The organism is Polynucleobacter sp. MWH-CaK5 (assembly GCF_018687615.1).
In the GTDB taxonomy this organism is placed as follows: domain Bacteria; phylum Pseudomonadota; class Gammaproteobacteria; order Burkholderiales; family Burkholderiaceae; genus Polynucleobacter.
Window position 1 is genome coordinate 1,112,279 of the sequence record NZ_CP061299.1, and the last position, 16,960, is coordinate 1,129,238.

At 43.0% G+C, this 16,960-nt stretch carries 28 protein-coding genes and 1 pseudogene; 17 read left to right on the forward strand and 12 right to left on the reverse strand.

Translation table 11 applies throughout. The features are described 5' to 3' along the window. Nucleotides 1–36: 36 nt before the first annotated feature. The 3 genes from GQ367_RS05545 to GQ367_RS05555 all read right to left on the reverse strand — a co-directional run bounded on the left by GQ367_RS05545 (nt 37) and on the right by GQ367_RS05555 (nt 2,295). Nucleotides 37–603 carry a response regulator transcription factor gene (locus GQ367_RS05545; RefSeq protein ID WP_215289739.1) on the reverse strand — a complete coding sequence of 189 codons (567 nt, stop codon included), beginning with the start codon at nt 601–603 and terminating at the stop codon, nt 37–39. 180 nt (nt 604–783) lie between these two features. Further along, nucleotides 784–1,323, reverse strand: coding sequence for a carboxymuconolactone decarboxylase family protein (locus GQ367_RS05550; RefSeq protein ID WP_215289741.1), 540 nt, complete (start codon nt 1,321–1,323; stop codon nt 784–786). 3 nt (nt 1,324–1,326) lie between these two features. Then, on the reverse strand, nt 1,327–2,295 hold the full coding sequence (locus GQ367_RS05555; protein ID WP_215289743.1) for a tripartite tricarboxylate transporter substrate binding protein: 969 nt from the start codon (nt 2,293–2,295) through the stop codon (nt 1,327–1,329). Nucleotides 2,296–2,393: 98 nt separating this feature from the next. Here GQ367_RS05555 and GQ367_RS05560 point away from each other — a divergent pair, with 98 nt between their 5' ends. The 3 genes and pseudogenes from GQ367_RS05560 to GQ367_RS08675 form a co-directional block, all read left to right on the forward strand. After that, nucleotides 2,394–3,359, forward strand: a complete 966-nt coding sequence (locus tag GQ367_RS05560) for a D-2-hydroxyacid dehydrogenase family protein (protein ID WP_251370131.1) — start codon at nt 2,394–2,396, stop codon at nt 3,357–3,359. Continuing rightward, nucleotides 3,328–3,792: a Smr/MutS family protein gene (locus GQ367_RS05565; protein WP_215289747.1), complete on the forward strand. Its 465-nt coding sequence runs from the start codon at nt 3,328–3,330 to the stop codon at nt 3,790–3,792. Before GQ367_RS05560 ends, GQ367_RS05565 begins: the two co-directional genes overlap by 32 nt. Further along, nucleotides 3,789–3,890: pseudogene (locus GQ367_RS08675) on the forward strand (hypothetical protein); the annotation flags it as partial. The gene GQ367_RS05565 and the pseudogene GQ367_RS08675, both read left to right, overlap by 4 nt. 125 nt (nt 3,891–4,015) lie before the next feature. On the opposite strand, the gene GQ367_RS08640 reads toward GQ367_RS08675, so the two are convergent. Continuing rightward, nucleotides 4,016–4,138, reverse strand: coding sequence for a hypothetical protein (locus tag GQ367_RS08640; RefSeq protein WP_255535262.1), 123 nt, complete (start codon nt 4,136–4,138; stop codon nt 4,016–4,018). A 193-nt stretch (nt 4,139–4,331) separates the two neighbouring features. On the opposite strand from GQ367_RS08640, the gene GQ367_RS05570 reads away from it, so the two are divergent. Genes GQ367_RS05570 through GQ367_RS05580 form a run of 3 tightly spaced genes read left to right on the forward strand, consistent with a single transcriptional unit; the run spans nt 4,332 to nt 6,011 of the window. Next, nucleotides 4,332–4,520, forward strand: coding sequence for a hypothetical protein (locus tag GQ367_RS05570; RefSeq protein WP_215289749.1), 189 nt, complete (start codon nt 4,332–4,334; stop codon nt 4,518–4,520). Between the two features lie 12 nt (nt 4,521–4,532). Beyond that, complete coding sequence (locus tag GQ367_RS05575) at nt 4,533–4,970, forward strand: hypothetical protein (RefSeq protein WP_215289751.1); 438 nt, start codon at nt 4,533–4,535, stop codon at nt 4,968–4,970. A 15-nt stretch (nt 4,971–4,985) separates the two neighbouring features. Beyond that, a complete protein-coding gene (locus GQ367_RS05580) occupies nt 4,986–6,011 on the forward strand; it encodes an acyltransferase (RefSeq protein ID WP_215289754.1) in 1,026 nt (341 codons plus the stop codon). A gap of 10 nt (nt 6,012–6,021) precedes the next feature. Here GQ367_RS05580 and GQ367_RS05585 read toward each other — a convergent pair whose 3' ends face one another. Then, nucleotides 6,022–6,249 carry a TIGR02450 family Trp-rich protein gene (locus GQ367_RS05585; protein ID WP_215289756.1) on the reverse strand — a complete coding sequence of 76 codons (228 nt, stop codon included), beginning with the start codon at nt 6,247–6,249 and terminating at the stop codon, nt 6,022–6,024. Between the two features lie 65 nt (nt 6,250–6,314). On the opposite strand from GQ367_RS05585, the gene GQ367_RS05590 reads away from it, so the two are divergent. Genes GQ367_RS05590 through GQ367_RS05605 form a run of 4 tightly spaced genes read left to right on the forward strand, consistent with a single transcriptional unit; the run spans nt 6,315 to nt 9,071 of the window. Beyond that, nucleotides 6,315–6,701 carry a CoA-binding protein gene (locus GQ367_RS05590; protein ID WP_215289758.1) on the forward strand — a complete coding sequence of 129 codons (387 nt, stop codon included), beginning with the start codon at nt 6,315–6,317 and terminating at the stop codon, nt 6,699–6,701. 58 nt (nt 6,702–6,759) lie between these two features. Then, nucleotides 6,760–7,719 carry a protein-methionine-sulfoxide reductase catalytic subunit MsrP gene (gene msrP, locus GQ367_RS05595; protein WP_215289763.1) on the forward strand — a complete coding sequence of 320 codons (960 nt, stop codon included), beginning with the start codon at nt 6,760–6,762 and terminating at the stop codon, nt 7,717–7,719. A gap of 3 nt (nt 7,720–7,722) precedes the next feature. After that, complete coding sequence (locus GQ367_RS05600) at nt 7,723–8,289, forward strand: sulfite oxidase heme-binding subunit YedZ (protein ID WP_215289764.1); 567 nt, start codon at nt 7,723–7,725, stop codon at nt 8,287–8,289. Continuing rightward, complete coding sequence (locus GQ367_RS05605) at nt 8,286–9,071, forward strand: SUMF1/EgtB/PvdO family nonheme iron enzyme (protein ID WP_215289766.1); 786 nt, start codon at nt 8,286–8,288, stop codon at nt 9,069–9,071. The genes GQ367_RS05600 and GQ367_RS05605 overlap by 4 nt, the downstream gene beginning before the upstream one ends. Here GQ367_RS05605 and GQ367_RS05610 read toward each other — a convergent pair. Then, nucleotides 9,035–9,640, reverse strand: coding sequence for a YqiA/YcfP family alpha/beta fold hydrolase (locus GQ367_RS05610; RefSeq protein ID WP_371818522.1), 606 nt, complete (start codon nt 9,638–9,640; stop codon nt 9,035–9,037). The genes GQ367_RS05605 and GQ367_RS05610 overlap by 37 nt on opposite strands. A gap of 79 nt (nt 9,641–9,719) precedes the next feature. Between GQ367_RS05610 and GQ367_RS05615 the strand changes: the two genes are divergently transcribed. Genes GQ367_RS05615 through GQ367_RS05630 form a run of 4 tightly spaced genes read left to right on the forward strand, consistent with a single transcriptional unit; the run spans nt 9,720 to nt 11,733 of the window. After that, nucleotides 9,720–10,130, forward strand: coding sequence for an HIT family protein (locus GQ367_RS05615; RefSeq protein WP_215289767.1), 411 nt, complete (start codon nt 9,720–9,722; stop codon nt 10,128–10,130). Nucleotides 10,131–10,141: 11 nt separating this feature from the next. Then, complete coding sequence (locus GQ367_RS05620; RefSeq protein ID WP_215289768.1) at nt 10,142–10,522, forward strand: YchJ family protein; 381 nt, start codon at nt 10,142–10,144, stop codon at nt 10,520–10,522. A gap of 4 nt (nt 10,523–10,526) precedes the next feature. Next, nucleotides 10,527–10,883 (forward strand): hypothetical protein, encoded by a 357-nt coding sequence (locus GQ367_RS05625; RefSeq protein ID WP_215289769.1) that lies wholly within the window; start codon nt 10,527–10,529, stop codon nt 10,881–10,883. A gap of 10 nt (nt 10,884–10,893) precedes the next feature. Then, nucleotides 10,894–11,733, forward strand: coding sequence for an ion transporter (locus GQ367_RS05630; RefSeq protein ID WP_215289770.1), 840 nt, complete (start codon nt 10,894–10,896; stop codon nt 11,731–11,733). Nucleotides 11,734–11,755: 22 nt separating this feature from the next. On the opposite strand, the gene GQ367_RS05635 is transcribed toward GQ367_RS05630, so the two are convergent. Next, complete coding sequence (locus GQ367_RS05635) at nt 11,756–12,202, reverse strand: potassium channel family protein (protein ID WP_215289771.1); 447 nt, start codon at nt 12,200–12,202, stop codon at nt 11,756–11,758. Nucleotides 12,203–12,354: 152 nt separating this feature from the next. Here GQ367_RS05635 and GQ367_RS05640 point away from each other — a divergent pair, with 152 nt between their 5' ends. Both GQ367_RS05640 and GQ367_RS05645 read left to right on the forward strand, forming a co-directional pair. After that, entirely contained in the window at nt 12,355–13,050 is a 696-nt protein-coding gene (locus tag GQ367_RS05640) for an SDR family NAD(P)-dependent oxidoreductase (protein ID WP_215289772.1), read from the forward strand. Nucleotides 13,051–13,234: 184 nt separating this feature from the next. Beyond that, nucleotides 13,235–13,690, forward strand: coding sequence for a DoxX family protein (locus GQ367_RS05645; protein ID WP_215289774.1), 456 nt, complete (start codon nt 13,235–13,237; stop codon nt 13,688–13,690). Between the two features lie 11 nt (nt 13,691–13,701). Here the strand turns inward: GQ367_RS05645 and GQ367_RS05650 are convergent, their stop codons facing one another. From GQ367_RS05650 to GQ367_RS05665, 4 genes are read right to left on the reverse strand one after another with little or no spacing between them, the layout of a single operon-like run. Beyond that, nucleotides 13,702–14,025, reverse strand: coding sequence for a 4a-hydroxytetrahydrobiopterin dehydratase (locus tag GQ367_RS05650; RefSeq protein WP_215289776.1), 324 nt, complete (start codon nt 14,023–14,025; stop codon nt 13,702–13,704). Then, on the reverse strand, nt 14,006–14,530 hold the full coding sequence (locus GQ367_RS05655; RefSeq protein ID WP_215289778.1) for a DUF2878 domain-containing protein: 525 nt from the start codon (nt 14,528–14,530) through the stop codon (nt 14,006–14,008). Before GQ367_RS05655 ends, GQ367_RS05650 begins: the two co-directional genes overlap by 20 nt. A 35-nt stretch (nt 14,531–14,565) precedes the next feature. Further along, nucleotides 14,566–15,111 carry a DUF3833 domain-containing protein gene (locus tag GQ367_RS05660; protein ID WP_215289779.1) on the reverse strand — a complete coding sequence of 182 codons (546 nt, stop codon included), beginning with the start codon at nt 15,109–15,111 and terminating at the stop codon, nt 14,566–14,568. Then, the gene (locus GQ367_RS05665) at nt 15,104–15,694 is read right to left on the reverse strand and encodes a chalcone isomerase family protein (protein WP_215289781.1); all 591 of its coding nucleotides are present in this window, start codon (nt 15,692–15,694) and stop codon (nt 15,104–15,106) included. The genes GQ367_RS05660 and GQ367_RS05665 overlap by 8 nt, the downstream gene beginning before the upstream one ends. 191 nt (nt 15,695–15,885) lie before the next feature. Between GQ367_RS05665 and fur the strand changes: the two genes are divergently transcribed. Continuing rightward, the gene (gene fur / locus GQ367_RS05670) at nt 15,886–16,323 is read left to right on the forward strand and encodes a ferric iron uptake transcriptional regulator (RefSeq protein ID WP_215289783.1); all 438 of its coding nucleotides are present in this window, start codon (nt 15,886–15,888) and stop codon (nt 16,321–16,323) included. Here the strand turns inward: fur and GQ367_RS05675 are convergent, their stop codons facing one another. Further along, the gene (locus GQ367_RS05675) at nt 16,324–16,956 is read right to left on the reverse strand and encodes an energy transducer TonB (protein ID WP_215289785.1); all 633 of its coding nucleotides are present in this window, start codon (nt 16,954–16,956) and stop codon (nt 16,324–16,326) included. It lies immediately after the preceding gene. Between the last annotated feature and the right edge of the window lie 4 nt (nt 16,957–16,960).

A 16,960-nucleotide genomic window follows, 5' to 3' on the forward strand; every position in this document is an offset into this window, starting at 1 on the left:
TAAATTACTAAAAACTCCAAATTCTTCAAAGACCTGTTATTTATTCTTCACTAAGTCATACAAACGGACCAACTCTTGCAAAGAAGGCGCTCTCATTTTTTCCATCACCCTTGATTTATGGACTTTGATGGTGGCGTCAGTGGTACCTAAGCGAACCGCCACGTCTTTGTTCATCAAACCCTCTACCAATAAGGCGCAAACCTCTTTTTCCCTAGGGGTTAAAGAGTCATAACGTTGATTAATGGTCAATGACTGGGTCATTGATTGGAAAATTTCTTTGTCTTTTTCAATCGCGGCACCAATGCAGCGCAATAAATCATCCAAATTAAATGGCTTAAACAAAAAATCAATCGCTCCTTGCTTCATGCTGGTGACGATCTCATGAGGCATGGATTCACCTGAAATAAAAATGATGGGAGTCTCTCGACCCATCTCTTTTAATTTCTTTTGTAACTCAACTCCTGACATGCTTGGCATGCGCATATCCAATAGGATGGTTGCTGGAGAAACTGGAATTGATTTTTCCAAAAATGATTCTGGAGATTCATGTGACTCAATCGAGTAACCGCAACTCTTCAACATGCGAGTCAAGGAACTGCGCATTGAAGCGTCGTCATCGATGATGTATATGTGGCCTATTTCACTCAAAATGCTATATCTTTCAGATATTTAACTTTGGTCATATTAGTTATATTAATAATTTTCAGCTATTAGCTTTAAAGCTAATAAAGAAAGGCCGCACAAATGTGGTGCAGCCTTCATGGGTTTGATTCATGTACTCAATCAGTGCTCGGGAGTGACCTGCAAAGCAACCAAGAATCTTGAGACCATGTTGTAAGTAGCAATCACACCTACCAACTCCACCAAATGCGAATTACCCAAAGCGCTTTGTAAACGCTTCATCAAAGCAGGATCAACCTCAATTGAACGCGTCATTTGAATCGTTAATTCAATGGCATCTGCTTCCAATTGGCTGAACAAACCAGCTGGCATTGGGCTAGAGCCAATTTGGCGCATGGCTTTGACTTGCTCCTCAGTGCCGCCAGAACTTAAAAAGACTGGGGCATGATGAATGAACTCATATTCAGCACGGTTCAATATCGCCACACCACACATGCCCAATTCACGAAGTTTGGGATCTAGGCCAAGACCATTGCGGACCTCACCTAAAAAAGCATTCCAACCCGTTGCAAATGGAGCGCTGTGCAAAAGCATGCGATCAAGATTGATGAATTGACCGCCTCGTCTTTGACGAATAGCGGCCACCAAATCCGCTGGCTCTTGCAAGTCCAGCGGTTGATAAGGAACAAGACGTTCAGTCATTGATTAATTAGTTGCCTTGATGTTGTTGGCTTTGATGAAAGCACCCCATACATCAATTTGCTTATTAACAAACTCTTGAGCTGGCTTAGGACCTAAAGCAGTCAATTCAATACCTTGAGACTTAAGACGTTGAGCAATCTCTGGGTTCTTCAAAGCTTTTGCAACTTCTTCGTGCATGCGATTAACGATCGCTGCTGGAGTTTTTGCTGGCGCAATGATGGCCCACCAAGCTGGAGCTTCAAAGTTAGGGTAACCACTTTCAGCAATGGTTGGAACGTTTGGCATTTCTGGTGAACGCTTGCTGGTTGTCACTGCCAAAGGAATCACGCCACCTGAATCAACGTGAGGCTTGACCAAGAACAATGAACCAATCGCCAAAGGTACATGACCTGCCAAAGCATCTTGCATTAAAGGACCACCGCCACGATATGGCACGTGTGTCCAATCGAATTTAGCGTCTTTAGCCAAAGATGCCAAAGCCAAATGGCCTAAGCTACCTGTACCGATTGAACCGTAGTTATTGGCTTTTTTAGCTTTTGCATCAGCAAGCAATTGTTTAAAGCTGGTAATGCCTGATGCTTTGCTAGCCGTTAACACCATTGGTGCTGTACCAATCATGGTCACAGTCGTCAAATCAGTTTTAGTGTTGTACGGTAATTTTTCAATCATGTTCTGGTTCACGCCGTGTGTGTCGAACACAACGCCAAACGTGTAACCATCTGGTTGAGCTCTTGCAACTGCAGCAGCACCGATTGAGCCTGATGCTCCACCAATGTTTTCAACAATCACGTTTTGCTTCATTTGATTTTGCAATGCTGGGGCCAAAATTCTAGCCACTTGGTCAACAGATCCCCCTGGTGGGAAAACTGCAATCAACTTCACTACTTTTTGAGTTGGCCAATCATTGCTTTGTGCCTGAGCGACACCAGTGATACATAAAACCGACATCAAGCCGGCTAAAAGCTTATTCATTTTGTCTCCTTTAGGTTTTGTCCGGCCTTTTTAGCTCTGTGACTTCATAAATATCCCACACTCCTATAATGAATGCAATTAAAAAAACGGGACAAATCATGCGCAAGAAAATTGTGGTTTTAGATGATTATGAAAATTCATATGAAAAACTATCTGATTGGAGCGCCATCAAAGGTTTGGCCGATGTACAGATCTTCAATCAACCCCTGCTTGGCGCTGCCCTTTTAGAGAAAATTCAGGATGCCCATGCCTTGGTCTTAATGCGTGACCGCACCCCCCTTAAAGCAGAGCTGATTGCTCAGTTAAAACATTTGGAATATGTGGTTTTTACTGGCACCAGAAATTTAGCCCTAGATGCTGAAGCTTTAAAACAAAGAGGCATTCCCATCAGTCACACAGAATGGGGTCCATCCAAAGACAGTACAGCCGAGTTAACTTGGGCATTGATCTTGGGTCTTCACAAAAGATTGGTCGAGCAGAATAAATTGATCACTGAAAATCAGTGGCGCAATCAGCACTCTTTATTGCCCGTGTTGAAGGGGCAAACCTTGGGCTTGGTGGGCTTGGGTGAAATTGGCTCACGCGTGGCAAAAGTTGCGATTGCATTTGGCATGAAGGTAGTCACTTGGAGCCCGAACATGACTACCGAAAGAGCGGCGGCCATAGGCGCTGAATCAGTCAGCCTAGATATCCTCATGCAAACCTCTGACATTGTTTCATTGCACATCGTTGCGAGCCCCACAACCAAGGGCATGATCAATCAAGAAAAATTGGCGCTGATGAAAAAAGATGCCTTACTGATCAATACTTCACGCTCAACTTTGGTGGAAACCAACGCATTGGTTGAGGCACTTCAAAAACAAAGTATCGGTGGTGCAGCCTTGGATGTTTTTGACATCGAGCCTTTACCCGCTGATCACCCATTGCGCAGCACACTTAATACATTACTCACCCCACACCTTGGATTCGTTGCACAGCCAGTGTTCAAGTCATTCACAACGGGTGTGGTGGAATCTTTAGAAGCTTGGTTAAATGGTCAAGCCATCATCCGTCCTCTGCCCTGATTGCGGCAACCCACGTGGCGCTCTGCAATCAGAGTGCCCTTACTGTGGATCGCAAGAAACGCCACCACTTCCAAAAAAGTTGGCAGGTATTTTTACGCTGAATTTAGAAGAGAATCTACCCAGGGTCGACGAAGCCTTGATTCTTTTTGATCAAGCTTTAGATGAACTGGCTAAAACAGCTATCAGAGTTGTAAAAGTGATTCATGGATACGGTTCTGGTGGACAAGGCGGCAGAATCAAAGAAGCGATTCGCCAAGAACTGATTTATCAAAGACGGTCTCACTTGATAAGCAGTTATTTCGCCGGTGAAGATTTGGGCCCTGGTAAAGAGTCTTACCAGGAACTGTGCAGACAATACCCTGCTGTCAAAGATATTCTGACAAAGGATATTTATGGGAACCCCGGTATTACTTTGATTATTCTGAAAAGATGAACAAACCGTTAACAAATTCTCAATGCCCGCAATGTGGCAAGATTTTTGAGTGCCTCTCTGCCACAAATGTGGAAGATTGCTGGTGTATGTCACTGCCACCAGTGAGTTTCAATGATGGCGAGAAAAGCAGTTCTTGTTGGTGCCCTGACTGCCTTCAACATCAGTTGGAAAAGCAATCAAAACAAGATTAAAGATTTAGGCTCACTCTGAGAGTGAACAAATCTCACTCAGAACGAGAACAAACCCACTCACGTCTTTGCCATTCACCTGGTTTTTCAGCAAACACCATCCAAATGACCAAACCGCTCATCAAAGACCAAATTGGGTTAGAAATCAAAGTTTTCATTTAAATACTCCTTTTAAAGCCACTAGATACAAGGCACAGCGCCAATACTGTATAAATATACAGTATTTTTAAAAGATGTCAAGAAATTGCTAAAAATTCTTAAAAATGGCTTTATTGGGCAGATAATTGATAATCCATAAAGGCTCGGCATACTGGTCAGCCTTGGGCAACTCAATCAATAACAGGATAAATAATGACACTGGCTGAAATGATTTTTGATGGACTGGTTTGGTTGATTGGCGGTCTTGTGGTTTTCTACATGGCACGTCGCTACTGGGTGATGTTTCGCGCCAGCCAAAAACCCGCATCAGGCTGCTCAAGCTCAGATTCCGGCTCAGGATCTTGCTCTTCTTGCCCCAGCAAAAAAGACTCTTCGCAATAAGGAGACATTGCCATGTTATTAACAACTATTCGCACCCCACTCTCTCGTGTTTTATGTAGCATCTGTTTGGTCTTGTTTTCCAGCTTATCTTTGGCGCAGGTTGAGATTCCAGACGCAAAGGTTGCTCAGGGTATTGAATACATCAGTGGCGGCATTGGCAGCGAAGAATCCGACGCATTATTGGCCTTGGGTAAAAAATGGCCCTTGGTCTTGGAGTTCTCACAAGATCATCCCCAAAGACCATTGTGGGTGGCTGATGTCACTGTCAAAATCATGGATCAAAAAAAGAAAGTTGTTTTTGAAGCATTGTGTGACGGCCCCATCATGCTGCTCAAAATTAATCCAGGCAAATACGATGCTGAATACTCATTTGAAGGAAAAGTATTAAAACGTTCCTTGGTGATTGAAGAAGGTAAGTTTCAAAAACAATCGGTTGTTTGGCCGCAATAAAACCAAGAAGGCTTCGTGCGCTCAGCATTTCTTGACAACATCAAAGGCATTGCTTGCCTGTTGATTCTTTTTCATCACTTGGCTTTTTACGGACCGATGTCCGATGTTGCCAACACAGTCATACCTAACATCATTGTTTTTTGCTTTGATTACGCCCGCCTAGCCGTGGCCGTATTTCTTTGTATGGGCGGTTTTCTCACTGGCTTAAAACTGAGCGAACCTAATTTTTTCGCCAAGCATTCTGTGCAAAAAGTCATTTGGCAAAAGTATCTTCGTCTCGTGATCCCCTATCTTGGCGCAATTGCTTTGGCCATTGCAGCTTCCTTTGTGGCCAGTCGCTTGATGCAACACCATTCAATCTCTGCAATGCCGGATATTCCCCAACTATTGAGTCATCTCTTCTTTTTACAAAACATCCTTGGCTATGAATCTTTATCTGCAGGCCTTTGGTACGTTGCCATCGATTTTCAATTATTTGCTGTATGTGCTTTATTGGTTTTCTTGGTGGAAAAATTATCGCCAGCAAGCTGGAGCTATCGCAGCACCCGCTTGATCACATTGATCATCTTCTGCGCTTTCACGATTGCATCGGTGATATTTTTTAATCGTGATGACACTTATGACGTTTGGTTTGTTTTCTTCTTTGCCACCTATGGCTTGGGCTTGCTGACTGCTTACCTAGCAAGAAGTCGCTCACATCATGTCTTGATTCTATCGGTAGTGGCGATCACCATTTTTTCTCTTTATTACCAAGATTTCAGAGAACGATTATCAGTTGCATTGTTCACAGCTTTTATATTGTTCAGCAGCTATGAGAGCCATTGGTCTAAATCCAAACTTTGGAATAACCCATTGCGAAAAATTGGCGAGATGTCCTATTCGATTTTCTTGGCGCACTTCCCAGTGTCTTTGGTGATCAGTGGTATTTGGGTTCAACTTTATCCAAGTGATTCTTGGATGAACGTCTTAGGGATGTGTGTATCTGCGGTACTAAGTTTATTGCTGGCCATTCCTTTCTATAAGTACATAGAAAAGAATTAAACCCTACAAATTAAACCCACCCTTGCTTCCACTCCAATCCATCAGTGAGTGATCGCCACTGAATGGTTTTTTGGCGTTTACTCATCACCGCCTCAATCACCACTTGCTCCACTGCACCACCTTCGATTTCTGGATCAATCACCTTGATCACCATGAAATGTTTTTCTTTGTTCACGGGTGTGACAGCCGTCCATTTACTCAGGAGCAGTTTTTTGGGGTGAAGAGGATTCTTGGTCATGGGTGAAATTGGTGAGAAACTTAGTAACTCTTTAATTTTTATTCATTTCAATAGATACTGTGCAGATGAAACAATTATTGCAAGAAACCAAAACAATTGCTGTGGTGGGTCTATCCAATAAATCTGATCGACCATCTTATGGCGTAACGAAATACATGCAAGCGCATGGCTACAAGATCATTCCTGTCAATCCTAGCTGCTCTGAAATTTTGGGAGAAACCTGTTACCCAGATTTAAGCAGCATCCCAGTACCGGTCGACATGGTGAATGTTTTCAGAAAATCAGAAGACTGTCTTGAAGTTGCTCATGAAGCGGTCAAAATTGGCGCAAAATCACTGTGGCTTCAAATGGGCGTTATTAATCAAGAAGCCTTGGATTACGCCAGCGCTCATGGTCTTACTGGCATCATGAACCTATGCCTGATGGTGGAACACCGCAAACTAGGTCTTTAAGCCCCTCTCTGATGAGGCAGGCAGAGCAGAAATCTTGATTCTGGATTAAGCTAGATGCATGAAAAATAACCATGACATCCTGGCCAGCGAAATTACCCCTCAAAATATCTTTGAAAAAAGACGCCAATTAATCAAATTGGCAGCGATGGGTGCGTTTGGCTTATCTCAAGCCGAAGTTTTTAGTAGAAACGCTTTTGCTCAGAGCGGCCAAAAGCTTCCAGCCAAAGTCAATCCACAGTTCTTCGTGGCAGATAAGCTCACAAGCTATAAAGATGTCACAACCTACAATAATTTTTATGAGTTCGGAACAGATAAAGCTGATCCAGCTCGGAATGCCCACACCTTAAAAACAAGACCATGGACTGTGAGCGTTGAAGGCTTGGTGAACAAACCCAAAGTTTGGGACATTGATGCTCTGCTCAAGTTAGCTCCGATGGAAGAACGAGTCTATCGCTTTCGCTGCGTAGAGGGATGGTCTATGGTCATCCCTTGGATTGGCTATTCCTTATCTCACTTGATTAAAGCGAGTGAACCACAAGGTTCTGCAAAGTACATCGAATTTATTTCTTTGGCCGATCCAAAACAAATGCCGGGCGTTAATAGTCGTGTGCTGAATTGGCCATATACCGAAGGCTTGCGTTTGGATGAAGCCATGAATCCTTTGGCACTTTTAACATTTGGTCTTTATGGAGAAGTGCTGCCTAATCAGAATGGCGCACCAGTTCGTATCAATGTGCCTTGGAAATACGGCTTCAAAAGCGCCAAATCAATTGTAAAAATCCGCATCACCGACAAAGAGCCTGCTACGAGCTGGAAAGTATCAGCTCCTTATGAGTATGGTTTCTATTCGAACGTGAACCCAGAGGTCAATCATCCTCGCTGGAGCCAAGCAACCGAGAGAAGAATCGGTGCCGAGGGCGGTATCTTTGCACCTAAGATCAAAACCTTGCCTTTCAATGGCTACGCTGAACAAGTGGCGCATCTTTATAAAGGCATGGATTTACGGAAGTTTTATTAAGTGATGAAAGCATTATTGATCGGCATTGGTTTACTGCCATTGGTCCGATTAATAGTCCTGGGCTACCAAGAGGATTTGACAGCCAATCCCATTGAATTCATCACAAGATCTACGGGCACCTGGGCCTTGGTGTTTTTATGCTTGACCTTGGCCATTACACCTCTTCGCAGACTTACTGGCATTAATCAGTTGATCCAATACAGAAGAACTCTGGGTTTGTTTGTGTTCTTCTATGCCTGCCTGCACTTCTCAATTTGGTTTTGGCTAGATCACGGTTTGATCTTTTCAGAAATGATTGTGGATGTGATCAAGCGCCCTTTCATCACGGTTGGATTCATATCATTTGTCTTGCTCATACCGCTGGCACTGACTTCCAATCAATGGGCTGTTAAAAAACTAAAGCGCAACTGGGCCAGACTTCATCAATTAATTTATTTGATAGCACCCTTGGTGATCCTTCATTATTTTTGGCACAAGTCCGGAAAAAATGATTACTTCACCGTGAGTATTTATGGTGCTGTTCTTTTGATACTTCTCGCATCTAGATTAAGACTGAGGTTTAAACCATGAAGCCAATCAAACAACAGCATTTAAAGATATCTCTATTTAGTGGTCTATTGGCCATACTCATGACTTCTATGATGAGTGCAGCCAGCGCTCAAACAAAACCAACTGCTTTAGAAAAAACAACTCGCATTGGACAACTTGAATGGGACTTGCATGAAGTGACGATTGGCACAGTGAAACTTTATGCTCAACAAACCAAGTTTGTCAGTTCTGGTGAAAAAGAAGGTGGTAGCTTTATTTATGAATACGGCTGGACTCGTAAAAAAGGATGGACTTGGTTACAACCTTTTGGCGTACCAGCTAAAGATCAAGAGCCAGCGGTTCATTTGAATTTTGATGAAGCCCAAGCCATCTGCCAATTTTTTGGTAAACGACTGCCCAAGGATCAAGAATGGACATCAGCGGCTTTTCTAGAGCAGCGGGCCACTCCTCCACAGCCATTTGTCAAAGGCAAGCGTTACACCTACGCCAATGGTGATACCCCACGAAACTCGCATTGTTTAAATGGCTGTGCAGGTCTAAAAGGTCTTGCTCCTGCTAATGTACTTAATCGCGGCACAGGCCATGTGGCGGTGATGACCACTCAGCCAGGTGTTAATGGCTTATACGATATGGGTGGCAACGTTTGGGAATGGGTCGATGATGGTCCAAGCAACGAGAGAGTCACTCGAGGAGCCTCTTGGTGGTACGGTCCAGAGAATCAAATTGAATCGGCCACAGCAACCAAATCAAGAAATACCAAAGTTGCTTATGTTGGCTTTAGATGCGTAAAAGATGTGAAGTGAAAATCCATCAACTGATTTAAATGATTGGGGTAATCAGAGATGGCATGATCACCGCCCTCTAAGATCAATTGTTGGGCCCCGGGGTACTTACTCACCATCTCACGCCAATCCAAAACTTCATCACCAATTGCTGCCAACAAAAAATACCGCTCTGCTTGGGTGATGTTTTTGACATAGATATCTTGAAGCTCTTGAATGTACTCTGGCAAGAAATGAAACACCTCATCTTGATGCCAAGATTTCTGTTCGCCAATGTATTTTTCCAAATCTCTGGCTGGCTCAATGGCTGGGTTCAGCAAACTAATCCTACTTGGAAACTGTTCAGCCAAATGGGTGGCGTAGTAACCACCCAATGATGACCCCATGAAAGACAAAGTACTGAATGTCTGACCGCCAATATGGTCACGTACCATCTCAATTGCTTCACGCGGAGAGGCAGGCAACTGTGGACAGTACCAAGTAATCTGCTCACCCAATTCAATACGTTGCTCAATAGCAGCTTTGGTCAATTGAGCTTTATTGGAATTTGGCGAAGATTTAAAGCCGTGAAGGTAAACGAATAAATGCATGGGAATGGTCTTGATTTTGATCATGCGCAAGGAATTAGCCTAATATAGTCGAATCTTACTCAAGAATGCAGGTTTGGTGATGAGCACAATATTTGAAAAACTTTTATCTGGTGAATTGCCTTGCGCCAAGGTGTACGAGGATGATCTCGTGTTTGCCTTCATGGATGCCGGGCAAGTGAATGATGGACACGTGCTCGTAGCATCTAAAAAACCTTATGAAACTATTTTAGATGTCGACGAAGAAACGACTCAACGTCTATTCTTGGTAGCCAAGCGCATTGCTCACGTTGTTCAAGATGTATTCAAAGCTGAAGGCATTACCCTCTTACAGGCAAACAAAGATGCTGGCTGGCAGTCTGTACCGCACATCCATGTGCATGTATTGCCTCGATATAAAAATGATGGGGTCGAACTGGTTTGGCCAAGAAAAGAACCAGGCATTGAGCGTCTCAAAGAACTGGCCAAACTGATTCAAGTGCCAAGCCTTTGAAGGAATCACCAATGAACTGTCCATGCGGCAAAGGTCTCTATGAAACATGCTGTGGAAGATTTCATGATGGCAAAGTACTAGCCAGCAATGCCGAAGAATTGATGCGCTCACGTTACAGTGCCTTTGTTTTAAAAAATGAACCCTATTTGTTAAGCACTTGGCATCCCTCCACCAAACCGCAAGAACCATTGTTTAATCAAGATCCCACCCAATGGATGGGGCTGACTGTGAAACATTTCAATGAGGCCAGCGATCATTTGAGTGCCACAGTAGAATTTGTGGCCATTTATAAGATCAATGGCAAAGCACATCGTCTTCACGAAATCAGTGAGTTTGTTTACGAAGACAAACAGTGGCTATATGTCGATGGTCAGTTTCCCAAGATAAAATAATTCCATGAACGACGATATTCTTCTTAAAATGCGCGCAGTCTTCCAGGATTGCCAAAAACAGGCTGTCATATTGGTACAACAGCACCCGAGCATCCACAAAGGCTTTGTGGCTGATATGCAGTTCGCCAGCACCTTTGGCACATTTTTAGCCGACATTAAAATCAAGCATGGCATTGATATTGAAAAAGACTCTATTGCGCAACGTTTGATCGATGCACTTGAAAAAACAGACTCTCACAACATCGGTCTGATTCGAGAAGAAATTTACGATGCTTTAGATAAGATGCAAGCAGAACAATACGCCAGCTATATTTTCATCAGCTGCTTCCCAAGTATTTACAAAGCAATGTCAGAAAAATAAAAGGCCTGTCATGATGTCCGAACAATTAGCCAAGAAGACACTCAAAGAGAAACTCTTCGTCATCATCTTCGAGGCAGATACTCGTGCGGGACAGCTCTTTGATAAAACTCTGATTTATTTGATTTTGCTGTCATTGGTCGTGGTAGTGATTGATAGCGTAGATTCAATTTCATCAAAGTTTCACTTTAGTCTGTCAGTCCTAGAGTGGCTCTTCACGATCATTTTTAGTTTGGAATACATTGCGCGCGTTTACTGCGCACAAAATCGGATGCAGTACGTCAAGAGTTTTTACGGCATCATCGATTTGATTGCCGTACTACCCACTTACTTGGCCATGCTCTTCCCTGAACTTCATGCCTTGATTGATGTGCGAGTGTTACGCTTGATCCGTATCTTCAGAGTGTTCAAACTCACTGAATACGTCACTGAATATGTTCACCTAGGTGCAGCTTTGGCGGCCAGCAGGAGAAAGATATTCGTCTTCTTATCAGGTGTTCTGATGATTGTGATGGTTTTAGGCACCTTAATGTATGTGATTGAGGGGCCTGCCAATGGATTTACCAGCATACCAACGAGTATTTATTGGGCCATCAGCACCATGACCACTGTTGGTTTTGGTGACATCACGCCCAAAACGGATTTGGGGCGGTTCATCACATCCATCATGATGTTGATGGGCTGGGGAACCTTGGCAGTGCCGACCGGTATTGTGACCGCTGAATTAGCCAGCTCGCGCACCGAACAAATCACCACCAGAACTTGTAAAGAATGTATGTCTGAAGGGCATGGCGCTACCGATCAATATTGCAGAAATTGCGGCGCTAAATTACCTGACTACATTCACGACTAAAGCATCGCTTTATCCACTACCCTTACTTTCTGGATGATGTCCAGTATTTCTGCATCTCTAAAAATAGAAACGATGCTGACCAGGTGATGAGCAAGAGGCCTAACAGAGCTTCAATACCAGTGAGATACCTGAGATAACCGTGTGCCACCACATCACCATAACCAACGGTTGTGAAGGTGACAAAAGATAAGTAGACCGCATCCAATAAAGCACCATGATCGCTGACCATGCCAGTCAAGCCACCCATGCCCTCAAATTGCAAGGCAAGCAAGTAGCCAAAAGCGAATACCCAAATTTCAATAACGTGAGCAATGAAGATTGCTCCAGCCCCGACAAGCACTTTAAAGCGAGCAGGCAAATGTGAGACTTTGGGTAATTGTTTGTCTAACTGAAACAAGACTTCGTAGTGAAACAAAATCACCAAGAGGGCTAAGAGTGTATTGAAAATAAAAGCAATGGTGAGCAGCATAAATGGGCTTATTTTGAAGTGTATTGCCCCATATTACTGACTTATGCAGCTTTACACCACCCGAACAATCAATCGAAAGATAAAAACTTTAAGAATGGTTACACTAGATCAATTCACTCATTAACAATTGATTCAGTTTAAGAATATCCTCGATGCTCTCTCAAATAGAAAAATTCAATGCTTTGGTGATTGGCTCTAGCGGATCCATTGGTCAGGCATTCATTGAGCATTTAAAGAAATTGCCGAATTGCTCAAAAGTGATTGGCTTGAGTAGACAAACAATGCCATCGATTGACTATGAGAATCCAAGCAGTATTCAAGCGGCCGCCAATGAGCTGTCTCATGAAGGCCCCTTTCATTTGATCATTGTTGCCACTGGCATTCTTCACACAGGTGATTGGTTGCCTGAAAAGAAACTGGCTGACTTACATGATGCTCAGTTCATGCGAACCATGCAGTTAAATGCCTTAGGACCTGGATTGTGTTTGCAATCATTCGCTCCACTATTAGATCCTGAGTTTGGCGTCATGGCTTGCCTATCTGCCAAAGTAGGAAGTATTGAGGACAATCGCTTGGGCGGTTGGTACAGTTATCGCGCCTCGAAGGCGGCTTTGAATATGCTGATCAAAACCGCATCCATTGAACAAAAACGCTTAAGGCCCAATCATTGTTTACTGGCACTACACCCTGGCACTGTTGCCTCTGCTCTATCAAGACCTTTCAAGGGTGATCAAATTGGCAGAACGCCACAAGATGCCACTTCTGATATGTTGCAAGTACTCTTGAATGTCAAAGCCAGCGACTCCGGAAAGTTTTTGAGCTATCAAGGTGAAGAGATTCCTTGGTAAAACTAGGCACACTTATTTGAGCCAGATCATTATTCAGTGATTTTTTAGTGTTAACCCTTGGTTTTATTGGATATTATGACTTCCAGGATTGATACCTTACTTTTAAATCAAAAGAACAGTTAGGCATTTTTGCAAAATGTCCTGTAGTATCAAAACAAATTAGCACTATGTATAAGGGGAATGTATGCAAGAAAAAATTCAAAACTACTGGAAAGTATTGCCTGACTTTAGTTGGAGCAGTCTGCTTCTCAGAGTTCCACTGGCAGTTGTCTTCATTCAGCAGGGCTTAAACAAGCTACCATTTGACCCAACGGGTGGCGAAGCCTTTGGTTTACCAGGCTTGGTCTGGTGGGTTGTGATTTACGGTGAAATTGCCGCAGGCATTGGCCTTTTAGTGGGTGGCCTCACTTCAATTTTTGGTATCAGTCAAATCAAATTTATCGCAGAGCTTGGCGATCTAATCACCAGATTTTCCGGTATCACCATGTGCTGTATTACAACAGGTGTTATCTGGGTGGTCACAAAGCCAAGTAGCGTATGGGATGTAGTTTTAAATGACAACTTCCACCTCTTTTTATGGGCAGGTGGCTTGTACTTCGCCTTACGTGGTAACTGGGCAGTTGCAGTAACAAAACGCTAATTTCAAAAGCCTCAGTCATGGATCAGGTCCTTCAAGACCTGGTCCATTTTTTTTGCCAACATGATGTCTTTCTGAGTGATTCCACCAGAATCATGGGTGCTCAATGTGACATGCACGGTACTGTAAACATTTGACCAATCCGGATGATGATTCATCGCTTCAATTGGCTCATAACAATTCTTCATGAATGCAAAAGCTTGTTCGAAATCTTTGAACATTAACTTTTTTTGAAGCGAAAGTTGATCAGCGCTGATGGCCCAACCATCAAGTTCATGCATTGGAATATCTTTAATCGCCAGCAAAGCTGGCTTTGAATTAGTTGCTTGAGTAGGCATGGCGCGCTTTTAAAAGTGATGAAATATAAAACAAAGCTGGCGTAATAATTAACCAGAGAACTGATAAACAAATCATAGCTACATAAAAGTCAGTAAATACACCGGCCCCCATTCTGACGCCAGCCCAGTAGGCAAATGGTCCACTGATTGAACCCAATACTCCTGCAAGTAAATAGCGACCGCTCAACCAGCTCATGGATGATTGAAGCGTCAATACCAGAGCAATCCAAATTGGTGTCATCCACAATGGCGCCATCGAGGTCCAATAGGCCGTTGTAAAAGTAATTAAATTTTGAGTTATCAGCAGGCTATCAAGAACAACTCCGATGATCACAGCAATCAAGCCGATCATATAGTCATGGCTGCGATGCTCTGAAGTGAGAATAGCCCAAGCAATGATGCCTATAGAAATCAAGATAGCAAGTAATTCAAACTGATGGGCTGCGCCAAAAATACACAGAAACCAAACCGCTTGGAATTGAATGAAGTTAATCAGTTTTTTCATAGAACCCTGATGATTTGAAAATGAATGCTTGAGTCTTAGCGTTTATAAAAGGCCAAAGTGACTTCACCTAGATAAATTCCAAACTTGCTCATTTTGGCTTTGTTTAGCATGACCTTGTCATCCATTTGATACATCCAGTCATTGAACTGAACGTTATAGACTTTGCCATCAACTGGCAATGCCAATGTGTATGACCAGTTCAAGGCATTACCAGCAACCTCGCCCAATGCTTCACCAACCACATCAGAGGCTGTTCCCTTGTAGCGATTGGGGGCTATTTCTGTGAGGGTCCACACACGACGCTGCGTGGTGCCATCAGAATAAGTGAAGGCTTCATCCAAAACGCCAACCTTCTGACCGTTCTGCACTGTCCACTTGGCATCAATAACGACCTTGAATCGCTTGACCACTTTATCGCTTCTGTCGGTGAAGATACCGTGAGCATCAATCGTGCCATTGAAGTAGGTGGACAAGTCCAAAGCTGGCTTCTCTTGAGCATACTCACTGACCTTCACACTCGAACATCCAAACAAGGCAATACCCATTAAACAAACTCCTAAACGTTGCAAAGATTTAATCATGACAATAAGCCTCTAAATTAACCCTCGGACAAGATTGGCCCAATAAGACTTTTCTTAATTGGGGTGCGCTGGTTTTAGGGTGCAACCAGATACCAAAAAATGCTTGAGAGAAAGATTCTCCAGCAATTTCACTGACAAACTGTCCGTTATAAAAAAACTGCGTACTGCCTTCCGGCTTTCTAATCGCGGTGATTGAGTCACCCACTTTGACTGTTTTGAATGCCTTGGCCAATGGATCAGCCCACTCAGCCCTTTGGGTTTCACTGACACCCAAATTCTTGAGCTCATCCAAAGTCTGTTTGACTAGAGCATTCGCTTCAAATTTGCGCAGGTACTGAATATCCAGAGCAATACCGCCTTTAGGCTCTTTACTGACAAATAACTTGGCATCATAAAGAGTAAAGCCCCAATAGGTCATTCGACCCTGACCCAAACCTTCCGTTTGAGTCATATTCTTAGCCACCAAGGATTGATTGTGATTATTTGATGCAATCGAGACGTTTGAACAAAGTAATATCAATCCCAGAAAGAATGCACTGACTGGTAGGCTAATTCGACGGTATTTACTCAAATAACTGGTCATCTCTGTAGCTTACTCTTTAATCAGAATTTTTTCTTATGTACCCCAGACCTCCCAAGAACTATGGGGGTATTGAAGACCCTGATCATTTCGTAATATTTGGTAAAAATTGCCTAAAGAAAGCTTCTTTGAGGTATACAACTAATATGTCGAACTATCTGTAAAATAAGCCATCTACAAATGGATTGCGGTCTATGAAAAAAACAAGCCCTACCGAAGAACTGCGCGAAACTGGACTTAAAGTCACAGCACCAAGATTAAAGATCTTGGAGTTTTTCAATAAAAATCCTAATCGCCACTTCAGTGCTGATGACATCTACCTTGAAGTCATCAAAGAAAAATTAGATATTGGTATTGCCACAATTTATCGTGTATTGATGCAATTTGAAGGCGCTGGCATTCTAAGAAAAAACAACTTTGAATCTGCCAAAGGCGAAGGCAAAGCCATCTTTGAATTAAATGAAGGCACTCATCACGATCACATTGTTTGCGTTAAATGCGGCAAGATCGAAGAGTTCTTTGATGCCACTATTGAAAAACGCCAAAAAGAGATCGCTGAAAAACTAGGCTTTACTTTGGTTGATCACTCTCTGTCCTTGTACGGCTCTTGCAAAGCCTGTAAAAAGAAGTAATCAACTATTCAGCTTGCTTCGGTCTTTTCGCAAAATAAACTGCACTGGCAAGAGATAGCAAGCATTGATATCTCTGTCATGGTTTTTAGCAGGGATAAATTTCCATTTCTTGACAGTCTCAAGCGCAATATCATCTAAGCGCTGATAACCTGATGTTTTCTCTAGTTTTAACTTTTCTACCAAGCCAGTCAAACTGACGCAGACATTCAGAACAACTTTGCCCTCCTCATTTAGCCTCCTGCTCATCAAAGGATAAGGTGGCTTTGGGTTATCCAAGCCTTTGGCAAACGGATTGGGCATCGTGACTGGGGCCGAACCAGCTTGATCATTCTCTTCCTGTTTATTCTGTACACCATCATCCGACCTTTTTTCTTCAAGATGATCGTCATTCATTTGAGAATGTGCTGTTGTTGATATCGGGCTTGATACTTTTGTTAATGTTTTGATTGATGTGTCAGTAGAGGAATGATCAATGAGTGACGCCATCATCATGATCTGCGCCCCACGCTCACTGCGAGCATTAAAAGAAAATAATCCAAACAAGATGATTGCCACATGAACCGCCGTGACCAGAAAAGCAACCAGTTGATAAGGTTTATAAACTTCACAGGCCTTATTGAAAATGAGAGACATGATT